A 15,712-nucleotide genomic window follows, 5' to 3' on the forward strand; every position below is an offset into this window, starting at 1 on the left:
GTATTGAAGAAAAGGGGACACAAATTTAAAAAAGGTTCCCTTTTTAAATTCTTCCATATTTTATACGATATAAGAAAGAAACAAAAAAGGAGTTCACACAATGAATACAGATTGCGTCTTATGCAACCCAAACCAAGATCCAGAACAACAAATCATATTAGAAAATGACCATTGCTTTTATATCCAAAAACCATCTGAACAAGAAGTGCTCGTTGGGAGCGGTCTCATCATTCCAAAAAATCACGTGGAAACCCCATTTGATCTATCACCACAAGAATGGGCTGCTACGAAAGAGCTGATGGACAAGGCGAAAACCATAATGGACGAAGCATATTCTCCAGATGGTTATAGTCTTGGTTGGAATGTGAATCCAATAGGTGGACAGCATATCCCTCATGCTCACTTCCATATCATCCCTAGATTTGAAGATGAACCGTATGCAGGACGTGGTATTCGGTATTGGATCAAACAAAAAGAGAATAAACGACCATAAGAGGAGGATGTCATATGTTTTTGGGTGAACGTATTTATCTCAGAAAAGTTACAGAAGAGGATGCATTAACTTATCATAGATGGAGAAATGATCCTGAAGTCATGGAGAATACAAGCCTAACTTTAGATTTATTTACTTATAAAGAAACAACAGAATTTATTCAAAGTATTGCGGAGTCTGCTACATCAAAAAGCTATTTTATTATGGATAAGGAAAATGATGAGCCTATCGGTATAACATCATTAATTAACTTAGATTACAAAAACAGAAATAGTGAATGTATTATTGATATCGGAAACAAAAATTACTGGGGAGATGGTTATGGAAAAGAGGCTATGGAGCTTTTAGTTCAATATTCTTTTAGGGAACTCAACCTACATAAACTGTATCTGAAAGTTTTTGCTTTCAACACACGTGCGATTCGATTGTATGAAAAAATAGGTTTCGAACGAGAAGGGGAACTGAAAGACCATCTTTTTCGGAATGGGGAATGGCATAATATTGTTGAGATGGCTCTTTTTCAAGATAAGTATTTACAAATGGAGAGTAAAGTATGAACTACATAGCAAAACATCCCTATTATAGATTAAGGTGAGCGACACCTGCTCACCTTATTTATTATTCTTCTTTCTCAACATACATCTTTAACCCATCTAGGATATCCTTAGCTATTTTGTTGGTCATTCCTTGAAAAAGCTTGCCCATAAATTTAGCAAACCCGCTATGGTATTCAGTTTCATAATGCTGCTCGACATAAGTCATCTCACCTTGGTCAGTCAAATGATAGGAGATGGTCATCGTAAAGGCTTTGTTCATGAGTTGATAAGAGAATAAACTGGGTTCAGTAACTTGAAGATTCTTACCCTCATATGTATTGGTCATTTTGCCTTCTTTCTGTTTTTGTTGAAACATAGCACCCTCTATTTGTTCATTTGCCGGGTCATTGTAAGTAACGGAGATAACATCCCTTGTCCATTGTTCACGTTCTGAAGCAGTTGCTATCGTTTGAAAAACGGTTGAGAGTGGAGCGTTAATTTTTACAGAGTACTTCATTGATATTCCTCCCACTATAGTGAACTATTTCCAGAATTTTATGTATAAATTTATTTTAACATTAATTCGAGTAACTATGTTGATAGAGGATGGAGGCATTAAAAACATCACGATTTACCAAGGATACTAGCACAATAAAGAGGCATACCAACCATAAGGAGGTGTGTTTCATGGCTAGACGGAACAAAATATTAGTTCCAGAAGCTCGAGATGGATTAGATCAGTTAAAAGCAAAACTTTCAGGTTCTAAAGATCCTAATCAGACCAAATACGAAGTTGCTGAAGAACAAGACGTTCCTTTAAAAAGAGGCTATAATGGTGATCTTAGATCGAAAGAGGCTGGAAAAGTAGGGGGCCAGATTGGCGGAAGTATGGTCCGCGAATTGGTGAAGATGGCTCAGCAAAACTTAGGTGAGAAAAAATAAGTGAAAACAAACCTACCCCACAAGGTAGGTTTGTTCTGTTTACCGAGATGCGATCCCTTTTTCAAATTTTCGTATCACCTTATCCTGATTAAATGTAATGGATGCAAACGAATCAGGAGCTTTTCCATCCCATATGTAATGTACGGTGCTGTCAGACTCTTTGCTGTCAGCTTTACCTTCTCCTCCAACAATCTCAACGATTTCTTCATAGGACATGCCTTTTTCAATTTTATGATATTCTTTGTTTGTGATAAGTTTTGCATCCTCTTCACTCTCAGCACTGCACCCAATCAGAAAACATGAGAGAATAAAGGAAATGATTAAAAACCTTTTCATTACGTTTCCTCCTTAATAAAGGTTTAGTTTTTATCCATACGATTTAATAAGAGAAAGGATTCGTTTTCACATGAAAAATTTTGAAAATATTCAAGAGTATGATGCTTTAGGACAAAAGAAGTTACTGGATGATAGGCAGGTTACATCACTTGAATTAACGGAGTATTACATAAATCAAATCAATAAAAAGAATTCAGAGCTTAATGCCGTAGTACATACGATGTTTGATGATGCTCTGTCAAAAGTGAAGCAAAATGGTTTAGGAGAAGGACCTCTATCAGGCTTGCCTTTCTTAATAAAAGATTTGAATCCAATAGCGGGATATAAAGCTACATCTGGATCACGATTGTTGGAAGATTTTGTTCCAGGAATAAACGATGAAACAGTTGAAAGGTTCCGACGTGCAGGACTTAACTTTTTAGGAAAAACCAATACGTCTGAATTTGGTTTTTTGCCTACGACTGAGCCTGAGTTATTTGGACCTACACGAAATCCGTGGGATCCACGGTTATCTGCAGGGGGGTCAAGTGGAGGTGCAGGAGCGGCTGTTGCTTCTGGAATGATTCCATTCGCCCATGCAAGTGATGGGGGTGGATCGATTCGTATCCCAGCATCTGCTTGTGGGTTGTTTGGATTCAAGCCATCTAGAGGTCAATTACCGTATTCTATGTATATGAATCATCTAGGGGTCAATCATGCGATAACAAGATCGGTAAGAGATAGTGCAGCCTTACTGGACGCATTACACGGAGAGGTGCCAGGGGAGCTCTATCCTACTTTTCAGTCTAATGGCTTTCTTAATGCTACAAAAGAACAACCAGGCAAGCTACGTATCGCTGTAACACCTGACTTTGATGGACACGTATCCATAGATGATGAAACGAAAAAGGCATTTCAGCAATCTGTCCAACTTATAAGAGATTTGGGGCATGAAGTAGTTGAAGCTTCACCACAATTTGATTTCAGAGGAGTTGCAGACAACTTTATTAACGTGTGGGTTGCTGGAGGAGCTGTTGTCATTAAGCACTTAGGAAAGGTGAATGGAGTACAGCCTGGTCCAGATAACTTAGAACCGTTGTCTTATAACGTTTATCAGCAAGGATCAGAACTATCAGCCTTAGAATATGAGGAAGCACGTGTGTTATTGCAGATGGAATCTAAAAAACTGCTACATTTCCATGACCAATATGATATCTTACTAACCCCTGTACTAAATAAGCTACCAGCACCTTTAGGATCATTTAAGCAAACATCGCCTCAGGCCATGTTTAAGAACTTTACAGATTATTGTAGCTTTACACCAATCTCCAATGTAACGGGGCAACCGTCAATGAGTATGCCACTGTATTGGACGGATAAAGGATTACCGATCGGTGCCCATTTTACAGGTCGCCTTGGTGAGGACGAGCTATTATTTAAGTTAGCTTCTCAAATTGAAAGGGAGAAACCGTGGTTTACGAAGTACAAAGAAGTTTAAAGGAGAAGGGGAGGAGACACTATGGCTGTATTTTTCATTACCGTGAATATCCTTGCTTCGATCATCATTTTTATTGCTGCTTTGGTCAGTGAGCATGTACTTGTTGCAAATAATTTTAAAAATGTGGTTCGATTAATTGTCTGTTTATTTCTTAGTTGGTTTAGTCCCTATTTAATCATCGATGTTCTTGAAGGATTTCCTTATGGGGAAAGTTTTCTAAGGGATAATGTGTTTTATGTCTTAGGTGCTTCGGTTATAGCATTTGTGAGTTGGCAGTTAGTTTTCTACGATTTATTTGGTGATATCGATGAAGGATATGAATTCGATTAAAGAAATAACCACCAGGCTACTGAAGCTTGGTGGTTTTCATATCTCTCACTTAATTTAATTTTAACCAAGAATCTAAATATCCTTCTGGCTCATTCTCAACATAAGCACGGAAGAAACGGACGAATTCTTCGGTGGTCACTTGCTTACCTTGATACAGATTATAATAAGTGGATAAGAACTCAAGAGCAGCATCTTGGCCACCGTTATTTTCAAAGAGGCTCCAAAGCTTAGCGACGGGTTGACCATAAACAGCCTTCGCATAAGTTCTTTCGTATTCCGTAATAGCAAGGTTCGCTGGTTTGTCAGGGCCACCAATGCTATTCAGTTGATTAGCAAATTTCATCGCTTCTTCTTTCGTATCTTTGACCTCAAGTTGGTACAACGTGTTCGCAAATTCCGTAATTCCTTCATCTACCCATGCATCGTAATACGGGTCATTGTTCACCTGGAAGTAAAACCATTGGTGAGCGATTTCATGAATGATGGTGGCATTTGCGCGCTCGCCACTACGCTTTGAAGAACCTTCTATAATTCCCGCATATTCCATACCACCGCTGTTCTGAATCATATCCAACTGATCTAGTGGATAGTCTCCGATATTCTTTTCAAAAAATGCAAAGCTACCTTCAGCAGCCTGTTGCCACTCTTTCTCGTGTCCCTTAGCGTTATGTTTAACAGCCATACGTAAGTCCGTATTGTTTGTCGGGAAAAGGTTTAGATACCAATCACTGGGGTTTAAAAAAGCTACATACATTTCTTTTAAATGATCGCCCTGAACCTTTCCAGATTGATGAGGCTCATTGTTCTCATCATTTGCCGAAGTCATGACATAGTAATCGTTAGGAAGTTGATACTCCACGGTGTATGAGCCATTGGTGGTTAAATACGACTCCCCTCTAGGATTATACCCCTCAATGTTCCATTCACCATTTTGATAGGTCGGGAGCATTGGATACCACTGAGCTAAAAATAAGCTGCCTGACTTACGTCGAAGTCGAATGCCTTTTGGTGCAGGTTTTAAAGTGTACGATATAGCAACTTCAGTTTTATCACCTGCAGCAACTTGTTCATCAAGAGGAATGGTAAGAATTCCGTCTTCTGATGAAGAAAAGTCTGAATTTGAACCACTTACCATAACCTTATTGATTTTAACGGAACCACCCTCCCCAAATCGAGCCCCGTATTCTCCGTTTATTAAGGATTCAGGAATAAAATATAGCTTGATCTCATCCCAAGAATCTTCAGATCTGTTCTCGATTTCAATTTGAGCATCGATACTTGAAGTGAGATTTTGATCCATATTAATGGAGATGTTATAAGTTCCATATGTACCAGGTTCCACACCTTTAGGTTTAAAGTCACTCATGGAGTCTTGGAAACTAACTTCTTGAACCTGATCTTCTTCTTTTTCTGTTTCTCCTTTCTCTTTTTCAGTGGACTCTTCTCTATTATTTTCATCCACCGTTTCTTTTTGTTCATCATCATTTGTGGAATTTTCTTTGGTTTCACTTGTACATGCTGCCAACATGATGACCGTAAGCAGCAAGATTAAAGTTTTTTTCAATCTCATAACCCCCTAGGTGTATATTTCCAAAATATTCAAAAGGTGTTTAAATCGTAAAAAATATTTGAGCGAAAGTCAATTGATATCTATTACGTTTTAAACTGGGATCTCCGCGCAAAAGAGGTATAGGTGGAACTCTACCAAACATTTAACAAAATCTTCACACCCCTATAAGAAGGGGATTTAAAACTTTTGTAGAAAGGTGTTGCTTAAGGAAATGAAAAGGTACTTGAGCTCAGGTGTTTACCCATAGGGGTATATGTGTTATGATAAATCATGTAGTTAAGATATTGATTTCTTATAAATAACCAAATCACACTAAACACGTGAAGGAGAGGGATTTTGCATGTTACTAAAATATTTTTATGATGAAAAATTAGCTCAAGCTTCTTATATGGTCGGATGTCAAGCGACAGGAGAAGCATTAGTGGTGGATCCGTCTCGTGATATTCAAGCCTATTTAGACACAGCTAAAAAAGAAAACTTAACAATTACAAAAGTAGCCGAAACGCACATTCATGCTGACTTTGTATCTGGAGCTCGCGAGCTAGCGACGCAAACAGGAGCAACAGCTATGCTATCTGGAGAAGGTGGAGATGATTGGTCTTATCAATTCTTAGATAGTATCCATCACGAACTTGTTTATGATGGCAGTCAATTTAAGGTTGGTAACGTAACGATTGAAGTTATGCACACACCTGGCCACACGCCAGAATCAATTTCATTCGTTCTTTATGATCGTGACCAAGATGCGCCTATGGGTATCTTTACTGGAGACTTTGTTTTCGTTGGTGATGTAGGACGTCCTGACTTACTTGAAAAAGCAGCAGGTCTTGAGAACACATCTGAAATCGGCGGACGACAAATGTTCAAATCACTAGAACGCTTCAAAGGTCTTCCTGACTATATGCAAGTATGGCCTGGACACGGAGCTGGTAGTGCTTGTGGTAAAGCTCTTGGAGCGATTCCTTCCAGCACAGTTGGTTATGAGAAGATTACAAACTGGGCCCTTGCGTATGATGATGAAGATGCATTCGTAAAGGATCTTGTTTCAGAACAACCAGAGCCACCTAAATACTTTGCTGTTATGAAAAAGGTAAACAAAGAGGGGCCAGCGCTTCTAAATGAGCTTGGTGAACCAACTCATATGAGCTGGAGTGCAGAAGAATTAGGAGAACAATTGCGTAATGATTTACAACTTATCGACACACGCTCAGTGGCTCATTTCGCTGAAGAGCATATTCCTGGAACGATTAACATTCCAAACAATAAGTCCTTTGCAAATTGGGCAGGTTGGCTAGTGGATTATGATAAGCCTGTTTACCTGATTACTGAAGAGGATCAAGTAGAAGATTTAACAAAAGCGCTACGTTCAATTGGTGCTGACAGTGTAGCTGGTTTTATTACACCAGCAGAGCTTTCTGAGCTTAAGGCTAAAGGTATGGATATGGAAGCTTATAAAGTAACAACTCCAGAGGAAATTGCAGAAAGAATTGAAGCTGGAGATGTTCATTTACTCGATGTGCGTAATCAAAATGAGTGGGATGCAGGACACATTCCACAAGCACAGCACATTATGCTAGGTTACTTGCAAGAACGTATCGATGAAGTTCCAACAGATAAACCTGTTGTACTGCAATGTCAAGCTGGTGGTCGTTCTGCAATGGCGACAAGCATTCTGCAAGCAAATGGCATTAAAGATGTAATCAATATGCAAGGTGGATTTGGTGCTTGGTCTAAGCGTCAACTTCCACAAACATCTTAAATGATAACTTAACAAAAAAGCCGTATTGCACTAGGAAACAGTGCAATACGGCTTTTTAATATGTGCTTTAATTTGGTACACCTGTTTCAACATAACTACGTACAAGCTTCCACTCATTCGTAGCTGAATCTTGCTTAAATGTGTTAAAGAAAAGGTTTGAAGAAGGTACAAGCTTTCCTTCAATGATGGGAGCAGCACGGACAATTGCCATCTTTTCATCTTCTTTTAGTGAAATGATTGATTGAGGGGTCAGAACCCATTCCATATCTTGATCTGCAAAGTAATCAAAAGCACCTGCCCAGCCTTGTACAGACTCTTCATATCCAAAATCCACTGCTTCACCTTCACGGATTTCACGAGCCTGTAATTCCTTTGAAATCACTTCTCGCATGTAATCTGTGTTTCCTTGCTTCCAATTACTTAGATACTCATCTAAAAAAGAATGAAAATCTGTTTTAACCTGTGCAACCATATGTAGCCCACCTTTTAAAAATTCTTTTTCAACTAAACTAGCATTTTCAAAACGAAGTACGAACAAAGGTGGTCATGCAAATAGACTAGCGAAAAAGGTAGTTCTATTAAAACATGAATTATAATTTTTTCAAAAATATCCAAATCATTGTTACATGAATCCATTGAAATAGAGCGATTAAAAGAGAAGGTAGGTTCCTATAATAGGAACCTACCTTTTTTTCCTTTTCTGCAAGTATAGATAGTTAATTTCTGCTCCCACCATAAGAATTAATCCTGTTAAGAAGAACCAAAGCATTAAAATAATGACGCCTCCAAGGCTTCCGTAGGTCGCAGAGTAATTGGCGAAATTACTAATGTAAAATGAAAAAGCTAATGAAATAACCTGCCATAACAATGTTGCAATCAGTGCACCAGGTAAAGCAACCTTAAATGGATTTTTAGTGTTTGGTGCAAAGTGATATAGCAACATGAGCACAAATGCCATCACGACTATACTGATGATCCAACGTAAAATTTGAAATAGGATTACAGTTTGATCAGGTAAGTTTAGGATCGATTGTAAATATTGAATGATGACGTCCCCGAATACCGGTAGAATTAAGGCGATAACAATCGCAAGAATCATACCAAATGTTAAGGCAATGGAAAGGAGACGAACTTTTATAAAAGGGCGCTCTTCCTTAATGTTGAATGCAAGATTTGTAGCTGTGATAAACGCATTCATACCGCTTGATGCTGACCAAATTGTACCCAGAATACCTACCGTTAGTAGGCCGCCTTTTGGGTCTTGGACGACTTTAATAATATTTTCTTTAAATGCATCAGCCGTTTCACTTGGGATCATCGATTTTATAAAAGATAATGCTTTTTCTGGATCAATATTTAAGTAAGGTAAAATCGAAAGTAAAAGGATTAGCAACGGCACGATAGAGAGTAGGTAATAAAATGCTTGAGCTGCAGCTAATAATGGTACATTGTCTTTTTGAAATTCATGAATGAAGTTTTTAATACTTGATATCATAGCTCGCCTCCAAGAAATATAGTTTATAGTCTATATCCCCGAGATGGAGGTGGTGTAATCTGATTCTTTAAAATCAACTCTTTTAAAGGGGACTTTATGAATATTTGGTATATCCATGAAAAAAGCCCCCAGGTCTTGTTAAAAACTGGGGGCTCCATCTTTGTCTAGGAAATTATAAAAATGCTAGCTTGTGTATAACTCTATAATAAGAGAGGGGCCACATCTAGCTCCAGCGCCCAGCAACGAAGGGACTTGGGCCCACACGACGTGGGTCAGATCGACGTTGTCACAGGACGTGACGGGTTTAGTCGATCATTCTTACTCCGTACGATAAGTCAACATCGATTCGCTAATAGCTCATCGTGTTTCCTTTACACGTTTGTGACATGAAATTTTAACAAGGAAGAAAATCGACGTAGTTAAAATTTCTAGGTGAAAGTACCACGGCAACTAAGCTTCTGTCTGCGCCTGTCGGCTTGCCAATCAGCAAGTTTGGTTAATCGTACTACGCGCTCAGTCCAGTCCCTTCGTTGCTAAACGGGCGCTTGCGCTTTTGTTCTTATTCTTGTGCTTTGGTGTTTTTAGGGGTTGTGCTAACTGTTTTAGATTTTACGTTATCTGGATCTAACCCGTATCCTAAGGAACCGTACATTGTACCGTGGTTTGGATCTACGAGCTCGTAATTTTCAAAGTAAACACGTGGAGTGTTCCATAAAGCTTTTAAAGCTTTGCCCATAGGCATCTCATGGTAGCGTTCTGGCCACATTTCTTTAATGTGTTTCTTTACTAATGGATAATATTTAGGGCTCATACCAGGGAATAGATGGTGCTCTGTGTGGTATGAGAAGTTAAAGTGAATCACATCTACCCATTTTGGAACTGTAACGGTTAAGCTATTGGCTAGCGGGTCGTTAACAGGAACGAGTGGATTTAGTCGGTGATTCGTTGAAATATAAGCCATGACTATAAAGTTTGCAATAAGCAATGGAATCAAGAAAGCAAATATCCATTTCTCTAGCCCCATAACAAAAATAAGGCTAATCCATGTTGCCCAAGGTAAAGCAATTTGTAGCCATACTTTTGGTTGGGTTTTAGGTTTGAATTCCTTTATATACATCGTAAACATTTTCATGGAGTGTGCTGTGAACTGAACTGTCAATGATGCAAAGCTGAAAAAGGCACGAACTGAAAATGGTAAACGGTACACCCAACGGAACGCCTTCATTTTAGAGATTTTTTCTAAGGTTGGCCAAGCATCGGGATCATTTTCTTCATGTTGCGTATGAACATGATGCTCCATGTTATGCCATTTTCTCCAAAGCTTTGGTCCTGTTGTTAGTGGGAAAAAAGCGATGGCGCCAAGTGTATCTCTTAGCCAAGGCTTTCGTACAACCGTACCATGTAAAATTTCGTGTCCTAGAAATCCCATCCCTGCAAAGCTACATCCGATTACTACGGAGAAAAGCAGGTTGATTAAAGGGTGGAAATTCAGTAAACCAATCAAAAGAAAAGATGTGACGGTTATAAGCAGATAGGCTAGTCCACCGAAAAGACGAGCGGGTACAGGTTTAAAGGCGTCTTTAGGTAAGTGTTTTTTGACATGTTTCGCATACCAACTAAAGGAGTGAAGTTCTTTCATGCTAGCTGGCTCCTTCCATACTTCGTTATATATTCTTATTATGGTACATTTTTGTATAACTTATTAGTGGTAATCTTATCAATGTAAAATGTCAGAAGTCAATGAAAATTATTACCTGGTATTAAAGATTGGTACTATTATCATGTCTTTGTAAATTACAACATAAGAGCTCAAAATTTTATTGCAATCCTTTCTTTGCTCTCATATGATGAAAAAGACAGCTAGAAAGGGAGATAAATAATGGCTTGGGATCTTTTGAATATTATTGCCGTTGCAGCGTTTGCTTTTAGCGGAGCAATTGTTGCAATGAGTGAGCGTTATGATATATTTGGCGTATTTATTTTAGGATTGGCAACCCCTTTCGCCGGTGGAATTGCACGTAACCTATTTTTACAAGAACCTGTTGTACATATTTGGGACCAGGGCTTCTTGTTATATATAGCAGTTGGAACCATATTAATCGCCTATTTCTTTCCGAAGAGTTGGGTGATGCTCTGGGATCGATGGAATGTGTACACGGATGCGATTGGTCTGTCCGCCTTTGCGGTTCAAGGGGCACTTTTTGCAGTCCAACAGGATTATAGTTTAGGACCGATGTTGTTCTGTTCGACGATTACTGGTGTAGGTGGCGGTGTTGCCCGTGACGTATTAGCCCAGCGTAGGCCAATGGTATTACATCAGGAAATCTATGCGGTTTGGGCAATGTTAACGGGGCTTTTCATTGCCATTGGATTTATTGATGCTTCAAGTGTTGTACAATTGTATATTCTGTTCTTTGTTATGATTGCGATGAGAGTCTTATCCTACCATTTAAATTGGCACTTAAGGTTCAGAGATCTATATCGATTATGATGTAAATGTATGAATAGTAGATAGTAGGTAAAAATTGAAACGTTTAAACTTCTCAATCGTATGGAATAGAGACAACAAAAGGCAGAAAGGGTGCTATACATGAGTGAAAAAGGTTGCGTGAAATGCGGAAGCACAGATGCAGGAACGAAGGATGTATCTATGACAGGAAGCGGATTAGCTAAAATGTTCGATGTACAAAATAACAAATTTACTGTGGTTTATTGTAAAAACTGCGGCTATTCCGAATTCTATAACCAAAATGCATCACTTGGATCAAACGTATTTGATTTCTTCTTTGGTTAAGAGGTAAAAGCTCACTTTGAAAAAGTGGGCTTTTTAAATTCTCTAAAAGTAGTAATGAAGTCCTGAATCTGAAAAAAATCTGTAACCTACTGGAATTTTGGTCGACAAATAGTGTAGAATTCAGCTATTGCATGATGCCACATTGAGGACTTATAGAATGTTTATTTAGGCGGTAATATGTGTAATGAATTATAAAATATTTAAGGGGATGAGCAACATTGAAAAAGCTACTCACAATGACTTTTGCGTGTATGCTTCTTGCTGCTGGGTGTTCCAACGGTGATGACCAGCAGGCAAATACAGATCCATCGGTGAATGAGGATCAGGATAAACAAGAGAATATTGAAAATGAATCAAAGAATGAAAAGAATCAGGAAACAAACGAACCGGATGATAACCAAGATACAGAAGAGAAAAATCAAGACGAAGAGGGTCAAACTGAGGAAGGTAAAGACAAAGAAACCTCAGATGAAAACAACAAGCTTTCTCTAACAAATGAACAAGCTAAAGAAGTAGCTGTTCAAGCAGAAACTTCTTTTAAAGAGATTGTGAACAGTACAGAAGGAGATTCCTTTAAAGTAAAGGGATATGAAACGAAAGAAGATATCGTAAATGATCTTACACAGGTTATGTCACAAAATCTAGCGCAATCTTTAACAGATGCCTTTTTTGTGATGCGAGAAGGAACCTTGTATCTTGAACCAAAAGGTGGACCGCTTTGGTTTGAAAAAGATATGGACTTTAAGCTTAAGCATCCAGGGGAAAAAGAATATGTAATCATCCAAGAACAAAACAACGAAATGTCTGGTAACGTCGTTATGCATTATACGTTAACGCATAACGGTGACAACTGGGTATTAGACCAAATGAAAAGTCAACGCAAGAAACAAAATGACGTATCAAAAGTAACAGAAGAACAAGCTGTAGAGTTAGTACGTAAACAAATTGGCGCTCAGGGTGAGAATGTTAAAATCGAATTCGATCATATGGATGGAAATCAATATGTCATTCACGTATATGAAGTGGTTGAGCAAGAAAACAACAGCCATACAGCGACAAAAGGCTGGTATTATGTAAATCAAGATACCGGAGAAGTTACGAATATGATGAACTAAATTCTAGATTGAGCGCTCTATCAAATAGGGGGCTCTTTTTATATTTAGAGGAATAAATGCAGATCATGTAGAATCTGATACTCAATAAGGTTATCCAAAGGAGATAAATATGGAGAAAAAAATTGCAATTATTACTGGTGCGTCAAGTGGTTTTGGTTTTCTATCGGCCATTTCACTAGCTAAACAAGGATACATAGTTTATGCCACAATGCGTAATCTCGAAAAAGCAGTGATGTATGAAGAAGATCATATCCCCAAAGAAATAAGAGGCCTGATTCATATACATCAATTGGATGTGACAGATGGAAGCTCCGTTCAAGAGATGAAAGATTTAGTCTCTTCAATCGGAAGGGCTGATGTTTTGGTGAACAATGCAGGGTTTGCTGGAGGAGGATTTTGTGAAGAGATCACCGTTCAGGAATACCGAAATCAGTTTGAAACAAACGTCTTTGGCGTTATGGCTGTCACCCAAGCCATTCTTCCGGTGATGAGGGAGCAAGGCTTTGGGAAGATCTTAAACATGAGTAGTATAAGTGGCCGTGTCGGTTTTCCAGGAGTCTCGCCATATGCCTCATCCAAATTTGCGTTGGAAGGGTATAGCGAAAGCCTTCGATTGGAAATGAAACCATACGGCGTTCAAGTAGCGCTAATAGAGCCTGGTTCATTTAAAACGAATATTTGGTCCTCAGGAAAACAAGTTTCAGAGAAGTCTCAACAAGCTTCCTCACCATATGCTTCTTATATGGAACGAATCAATAAGCATTTAGATGAAAGTAAGGATGACATGGGGGATCCTCAAGACGTTGCAGATTTAATCGTAACCCTAGCTGAACAAAATGAGCTGAAAAAGCTACGTTATCCAGTAGGAAAAGGGGTATCGTTTATGTTGGAGCTGAAAAAATGGCTGCCTTGGAATAAGTGGGAACGTGAGATATTGAAGCGGTTGTAGTGAATATAATTCCCGCGCCTGGAGAAGGGGATCGCACGCTCGAAGAAGAGAATCCCACCCTCAAGAAGAGCAATGCCGTATCATAATACGATTCTGTTTTTTATAAATGGATGTGCTTGAGTAGAGTAAATTAGCATAAAATGAAATAATTATCCATTTTCCATTGATTAGTAAGTTGATGGTCTAGTAGGATGAAGATATTGTTCATTAGAGAGGAGTCGAGCTATGAGTTATGAAGAAGTAGAAAGACCAGCAGGGTTTTGGATTCGTTTAGGTGCTTCTTTACTTGATGGGATCATTATATTTATTGTCTTAGGATTCATCAGCCTAATTTTATTTGGTGACTTTGACTACACGAAATCTATTTCTTTAAGTATTGTAGAGTTCTTATATATCCTCTTGTTACCTGTCTTTTGGTATGGATATGTACTAGGCAAAAGAATTTGTGGAATTCGTATTGTTAAAATCGATGGAAGTAATGTTGGGATTCTGAACATGATTTTACGATGGGTTGTTGGAGGTATTATTTATGCCTTAACATTGGGAATTGCTCTTATCGTAAGTGCATTTATGGTAGGGTTACGTGAAGATAAACGCGCGATTCATGATTTTGTTGCAGGAACCTATGTAACGCATATGCCCCCAGAAGCTTAAATCATATAAAAAGATTCGTTTATAATCGATCATAAGAAGGTACTATATACATTGAGGTGATCGATGATGATGGAAATGTTTAATGTACGTACAAAACAACACGATGAAATGGTGGACATTACACAAGAGCTAGAAAATTGGATTCGTAAGCAAAATGTCCAAGAAGGTGCACTTATTGTGCAATCCCTACATACAACAGCTGGAATCACAGTTAATGAAAATGCTGATCCTGATGTGAAAACCGATATGCTTATGCGTCTTGATGAGGTTTATCCTTGGGACCATCCGAAAGATAAGCATGGGGAAGGGAACACAGCTTCTCATCTTAAAACAAGCACAGTCGGTTCAAGTGAGACCATTTTAATTCACGAAGGAAAGCTTGTGCTTGGAACATGGCAAGGCGTTTACTTTTGTGAATTTGATGGACCCCGTCAGCGAAAATATGCAGCTCGTATTATAAGTGATTAAGAAACAGGAGTCCCATGTGAGTGAAAAGAATCTCACATGGGACTTTTATATTTTATAGGTTAATACATAAAAGAATGCTAAAATATGTATATAGATGAGGGAGGGGGAGAAAAAGCTGAAACAGATTATAAGTATCGTACTCTTTTTCTTGTTTTTACGTATCATTTATACCGTGGTCGATGCTTTTGTCGATCACTTTCTTGAGTATCATCTTCTAATGGATCTTTTTATTATTTTCTTGGTAGGGATAGCTTCTCTTGTATTAGCTAAGCTTGCATATGATATGTTATTACGTCAGGAAAGTAAACACCTTCCACCTAAAAGAAGAGCAGTCATTGTATCCTTGCTTGCCGCTCTTTTTGTTGGGAATTTTGTTTATCAATATTGGGATGATCACCGTGAAAAGTCGGTTGAAGTGGCTCTTAGTCGTTACAGTGATCCTGAGGTTGTTTCATTAAATCTATACTCGGATGGATATATATCGCAGTTGGAACAAGAAGAGGGCATTAAGGAATTGTTCCATTTCCTTAACCAATATAACATTCAAAAAGTTGAGAGCGGTGTATTAGGTAAAGTTTACAATATTAGTTGGAAAAATGATGCTTTTTTTACAGGTCCGGCAGCTATTCATATCAGTATTAACAAAAATAAGCTCTCCATCAATGAAGACAATTATGAAATCGTAAACGGTCCGGTTGATATGGAGTGGTTTCTAGGTTTTTATAAAACATACAAAACAGAAAAACCAAGCTAGGAAAGTCCTGTTGCTTGGTTCTTTTCTGTTGAGAAAAACT

General features: G+C 38.4%; 19 protein-coding genes. 13 read left to right on the forward strand and 6 right to left on the reverse strand.

The annotated features are described in order from the left end of the window. The first annotated feature begins 100 nt into the window (after positions 1 to 100). On the forward strand, positions 101 to 493 hold the full coding sequence (locus H514_RS0102940; RefSeq protein ID WP_027445593.1) for an HIT family protein: 393 nt from the start codon (positions 101 to 103) through the stop codon (positions 491 to 493). Between the two features lie 14 nt (positions 494 to 507). Then, positions 508 to 1,050 (forward strand): UDP-4-amino-4,6-dideoxy-N-acetyl-beta-L-altrosamine N-acetyltransferase, encoded by a 543-nt coding sequence (gene pseH, locus H514_RS0102945; RefSeq protein WP_027445594.1) that lies wholly within the window; start codon positions 508 to 510, stop codon positions 1,048 to 1,050. Positions 1,051 to 1,111: 61 nt separating this feature from the next. Here the strand turns inward: pseH and H514_RS0102950 are convergent, their stop codons facing one another. Next, positions 1,112 to 1,546, reverse strand: coding sequence for an SRPBCC family protein (locus tag H514_RS0102950; protein ID WP_027445595.1), 435 nt, complete (start codon positions 1,544 to 1,546; stop codon positions 1,112 to 1,114). Between the two features lie 170 nt (positions 1,547 to 1,716). On the opposite strand from H514_RS0102950, the gene H514_RS0102955 reads away from it, so the two are divergent. Further along, on the forward strand, positions 1,717 to 1,971 hold the full coding sequence (locus tag H514_RS0102955; RefSeq protein WP_027445596.1) for an alpha/beta-type small acid-soluble spore protein: 255 nt from the start codon (positions 1,717 to 1,719) through the stop codon (positions 1,969 to 1,971). Positions 1,972 to 2,010: 39 nt separating this feature from the next. Here H514_RS0102955 and H514_RS0102960 read toward each other — a convergent pair whose 3' ends face one another. Next, positions 2,011 to 2,307, reverse strand: a complete 297-nt coding sequence (locus tag H514_RS0102960) for a hypothetical protein (protein ID WP_027445597.1) — start codon at positions 2,305 to 2,307, stop codon at positions 2,011 to 2,013. Between the two features lie 70 nt (positions 2,308 to 2,377). Between H514_RS0102960 and H514_RS0102965 the strand changes: the two genes are divergently transcribed. After that, positions 2,378 to 3,784 (forward strand): amidase, encoded by a 1,407-nt coding sequence (locus H514_RS0102965; RefSeq protein ID WP_027445598.1) that lies wholly within the window; start codon positions 2,378 to 2,380, stop codon positions 3,782 to 3,784. Between the two features lie 21 nt (positions 3,785 to 3,805). Beyond that, complete coding sequence (locus tag H514_RS0102970; RefSeq protein ID WP_027445599.1) at positions 3,806 to 4,114, forward strand: hypothetical protein; 309 nt, start codon at positions 3,806 to 3,808, stop codon at positions 4,112 to 4,114. Positions 4,115 to 4,163: 49 nt separating this feature from the next. On the opposite strand, the gene H514_RS0102975 is transcribed toward H514_RS0102970, so the two are convergent. After that, positions 4,164 to 5,678 (reverse strand): M1 family aminopeptidase, encoded by a 1,515-nt coding sequence (locus tag H514_RS0102975; protein ID WP_027445600.1) that lies wholly within the window; start codon positions 5,676 to 5,678, stop codon positions 4,164 to 4,166. Between the two features lie 346 nt (positions 5,679 to 6,024). Between H514_RS0102975 and H514_RS0102980 the strand changes: the two genes are divergently transcribed. After that, the gene (locus H514_RS0102980; protein WP_027445601.1) at positions 6,025 to 7,443 is read left to right on the forward strand and encodes an MBL fold metallo-hydrolase; all 1,419 of its coding nucleotides are present in this window, start codon (positions 6,025 to 6,027) and stop codon (positions 7,441 to 7,443) included. A 67-nt stretch (positions 7,444 to 7,510) separates the two neighbouring features. On the opposite strand, the gene H514_RS0102985 is transcribed toward H514_RS0102980, so the two are convergent. The 3 genes from H514_RS0102985 to desB all read right to left on the reverse strand — a co-directional run bounded on the left by H514_RS0102985 (position 7,511) and on the right by desB (position 10,577). Next, a complete protein-coding gene (locus tag H514_RS0102985) occupies positions 7,511 to 7,915 on the reverse strand; it encodes a hypothetical protein (protein ID WP_027445602.1) in 405 nt (134 codons plus the stop codon). A gap of 210 nt (positions 7,916 to 8,125) precedes the next feature. After that, the gene (locus tag H514_RS0102990) at positions 8,126 to 8,938 is read right to left on the reverse strand and encodes a YihY/virulence factor BrkB family protein (protein ID WP_036842051.1); all 813 of its coding nucleotides are present in this window, start codon (positions 8,936 to 8,938) and stop codon (positions 8,126 to 8,128) included. A gap of 559 nt (positions 8,939 to 9,497) precedes the next feature. Continuing rightward, the gene (gene desB, locus H514_RS22405; protein ID WP_051255008.1) at positions 9,498 to 10,577 is read right to left on the reverse strand and encodes a Delta(10) desaturase DesB; all 1,080 of its coding nucleotides are present in this window, start codon (positions 10,575 to 10,577) and stop codon (positions 9,498 to 9,500) included. Positions 10,578 to 10,817: 240 nt separating this feature from the next. Here desB and H514_RS0103000 point away from each other — a divergent pair, with 240 nt between their 5' ends. From H514_RS0103000 to H514_RS0103030, 7 genes are all read left to right on the forward strand, one after another. Next, complete coding sequence (locus H514_RS0103000; RefSeq protein ID WP_027445604.1) at positions 10,818 to 11,429, forward strand: trimeric intracellular cation channel family protein; 612 nt, start codon at positions 10,818 to 10,820, stop codon at positions 11,427 to 11,429. A 99-nt stretch (positions 11,430 to 11,528) separates the two neighbouring features. Beyond that, positions 11,529 to 11,732, forward strand: a complete 204-nt coding sequence (locus H514_RS0103005) for a zinc ribbon domain-containing protein (RefSeq protein ID WP_027445605.1) — start codon at positions 11,529 to 11,531, stop codon at positions 11,730 to 11,732. 218 nt (positions 11,733 to 11,950) lie between these two features. Next, positions 11,951 to 12,847 carry a PepSY domain-containing protein gene (locus H514_RS0103010; protein ID WP_027445606.1) on the forward strand — a complete coding sequence of 299 codons (897 nt, stop codon included), beginning with the start codon at positions 11,951 to 11,953 and terminating at the stop codon, positions 12,845 to 12,847. Between the two features lie 109 nt (positions 12,848 to 12,956). Next, entirely contained in the window at positions 12,957 to 13,796 is an 840-nt protein-coding gene (locus H514_RS0103015; protein WP_027445607.1) for an oxidoreductase, read from the forward strand. 225 nt (positions 13,797 to 14,021) lie between these two features. After that, a complete protein-coding gene (locus H514_RS0103020; RefSeq protein ID WP_027445608.1) occupies positions 14,022 to 14,450 on the forward strand; it encodes an RDD family protein in 429 nt (142 codons plus the stop codon). Between the two features lie 66 nt (positions 14,451 to 14,516). Then, complete coding sequence (locus H514_RS0103025; RefSeq protein WP_027445609.1) at positions 14,517 to 14,918, forward strand: secondary thiamine-phosphate synthase enzyme YjbQ; 402 nt, start codon at positions 14,517 to 14,519, stop codon at positions 14,916 to 14,918. Between the two features lie 94 nt (positions 14,919 to 15,012). Further along, a complete protein-coding gene (locus H514_RS0103030; RefSeq protein ID WP_027445610.1) occupies positions 15,013 to 15,672 on the forward strand; it encodes a hypothetical protein in 660 nt (219 codons plus the stop codon). Positions 15,673 to 15,712 lie beyond the last annotated feature (40 nt).

The organism is Pontibacillus marinus BH030004 = DSM 16465, assembly GCF_000425225.1.
Lineage (GTDB): Bacteria > Bacillota > Bacilli > Bacillales > BH030062 > Pontibacillus > Pontibacillus marinus.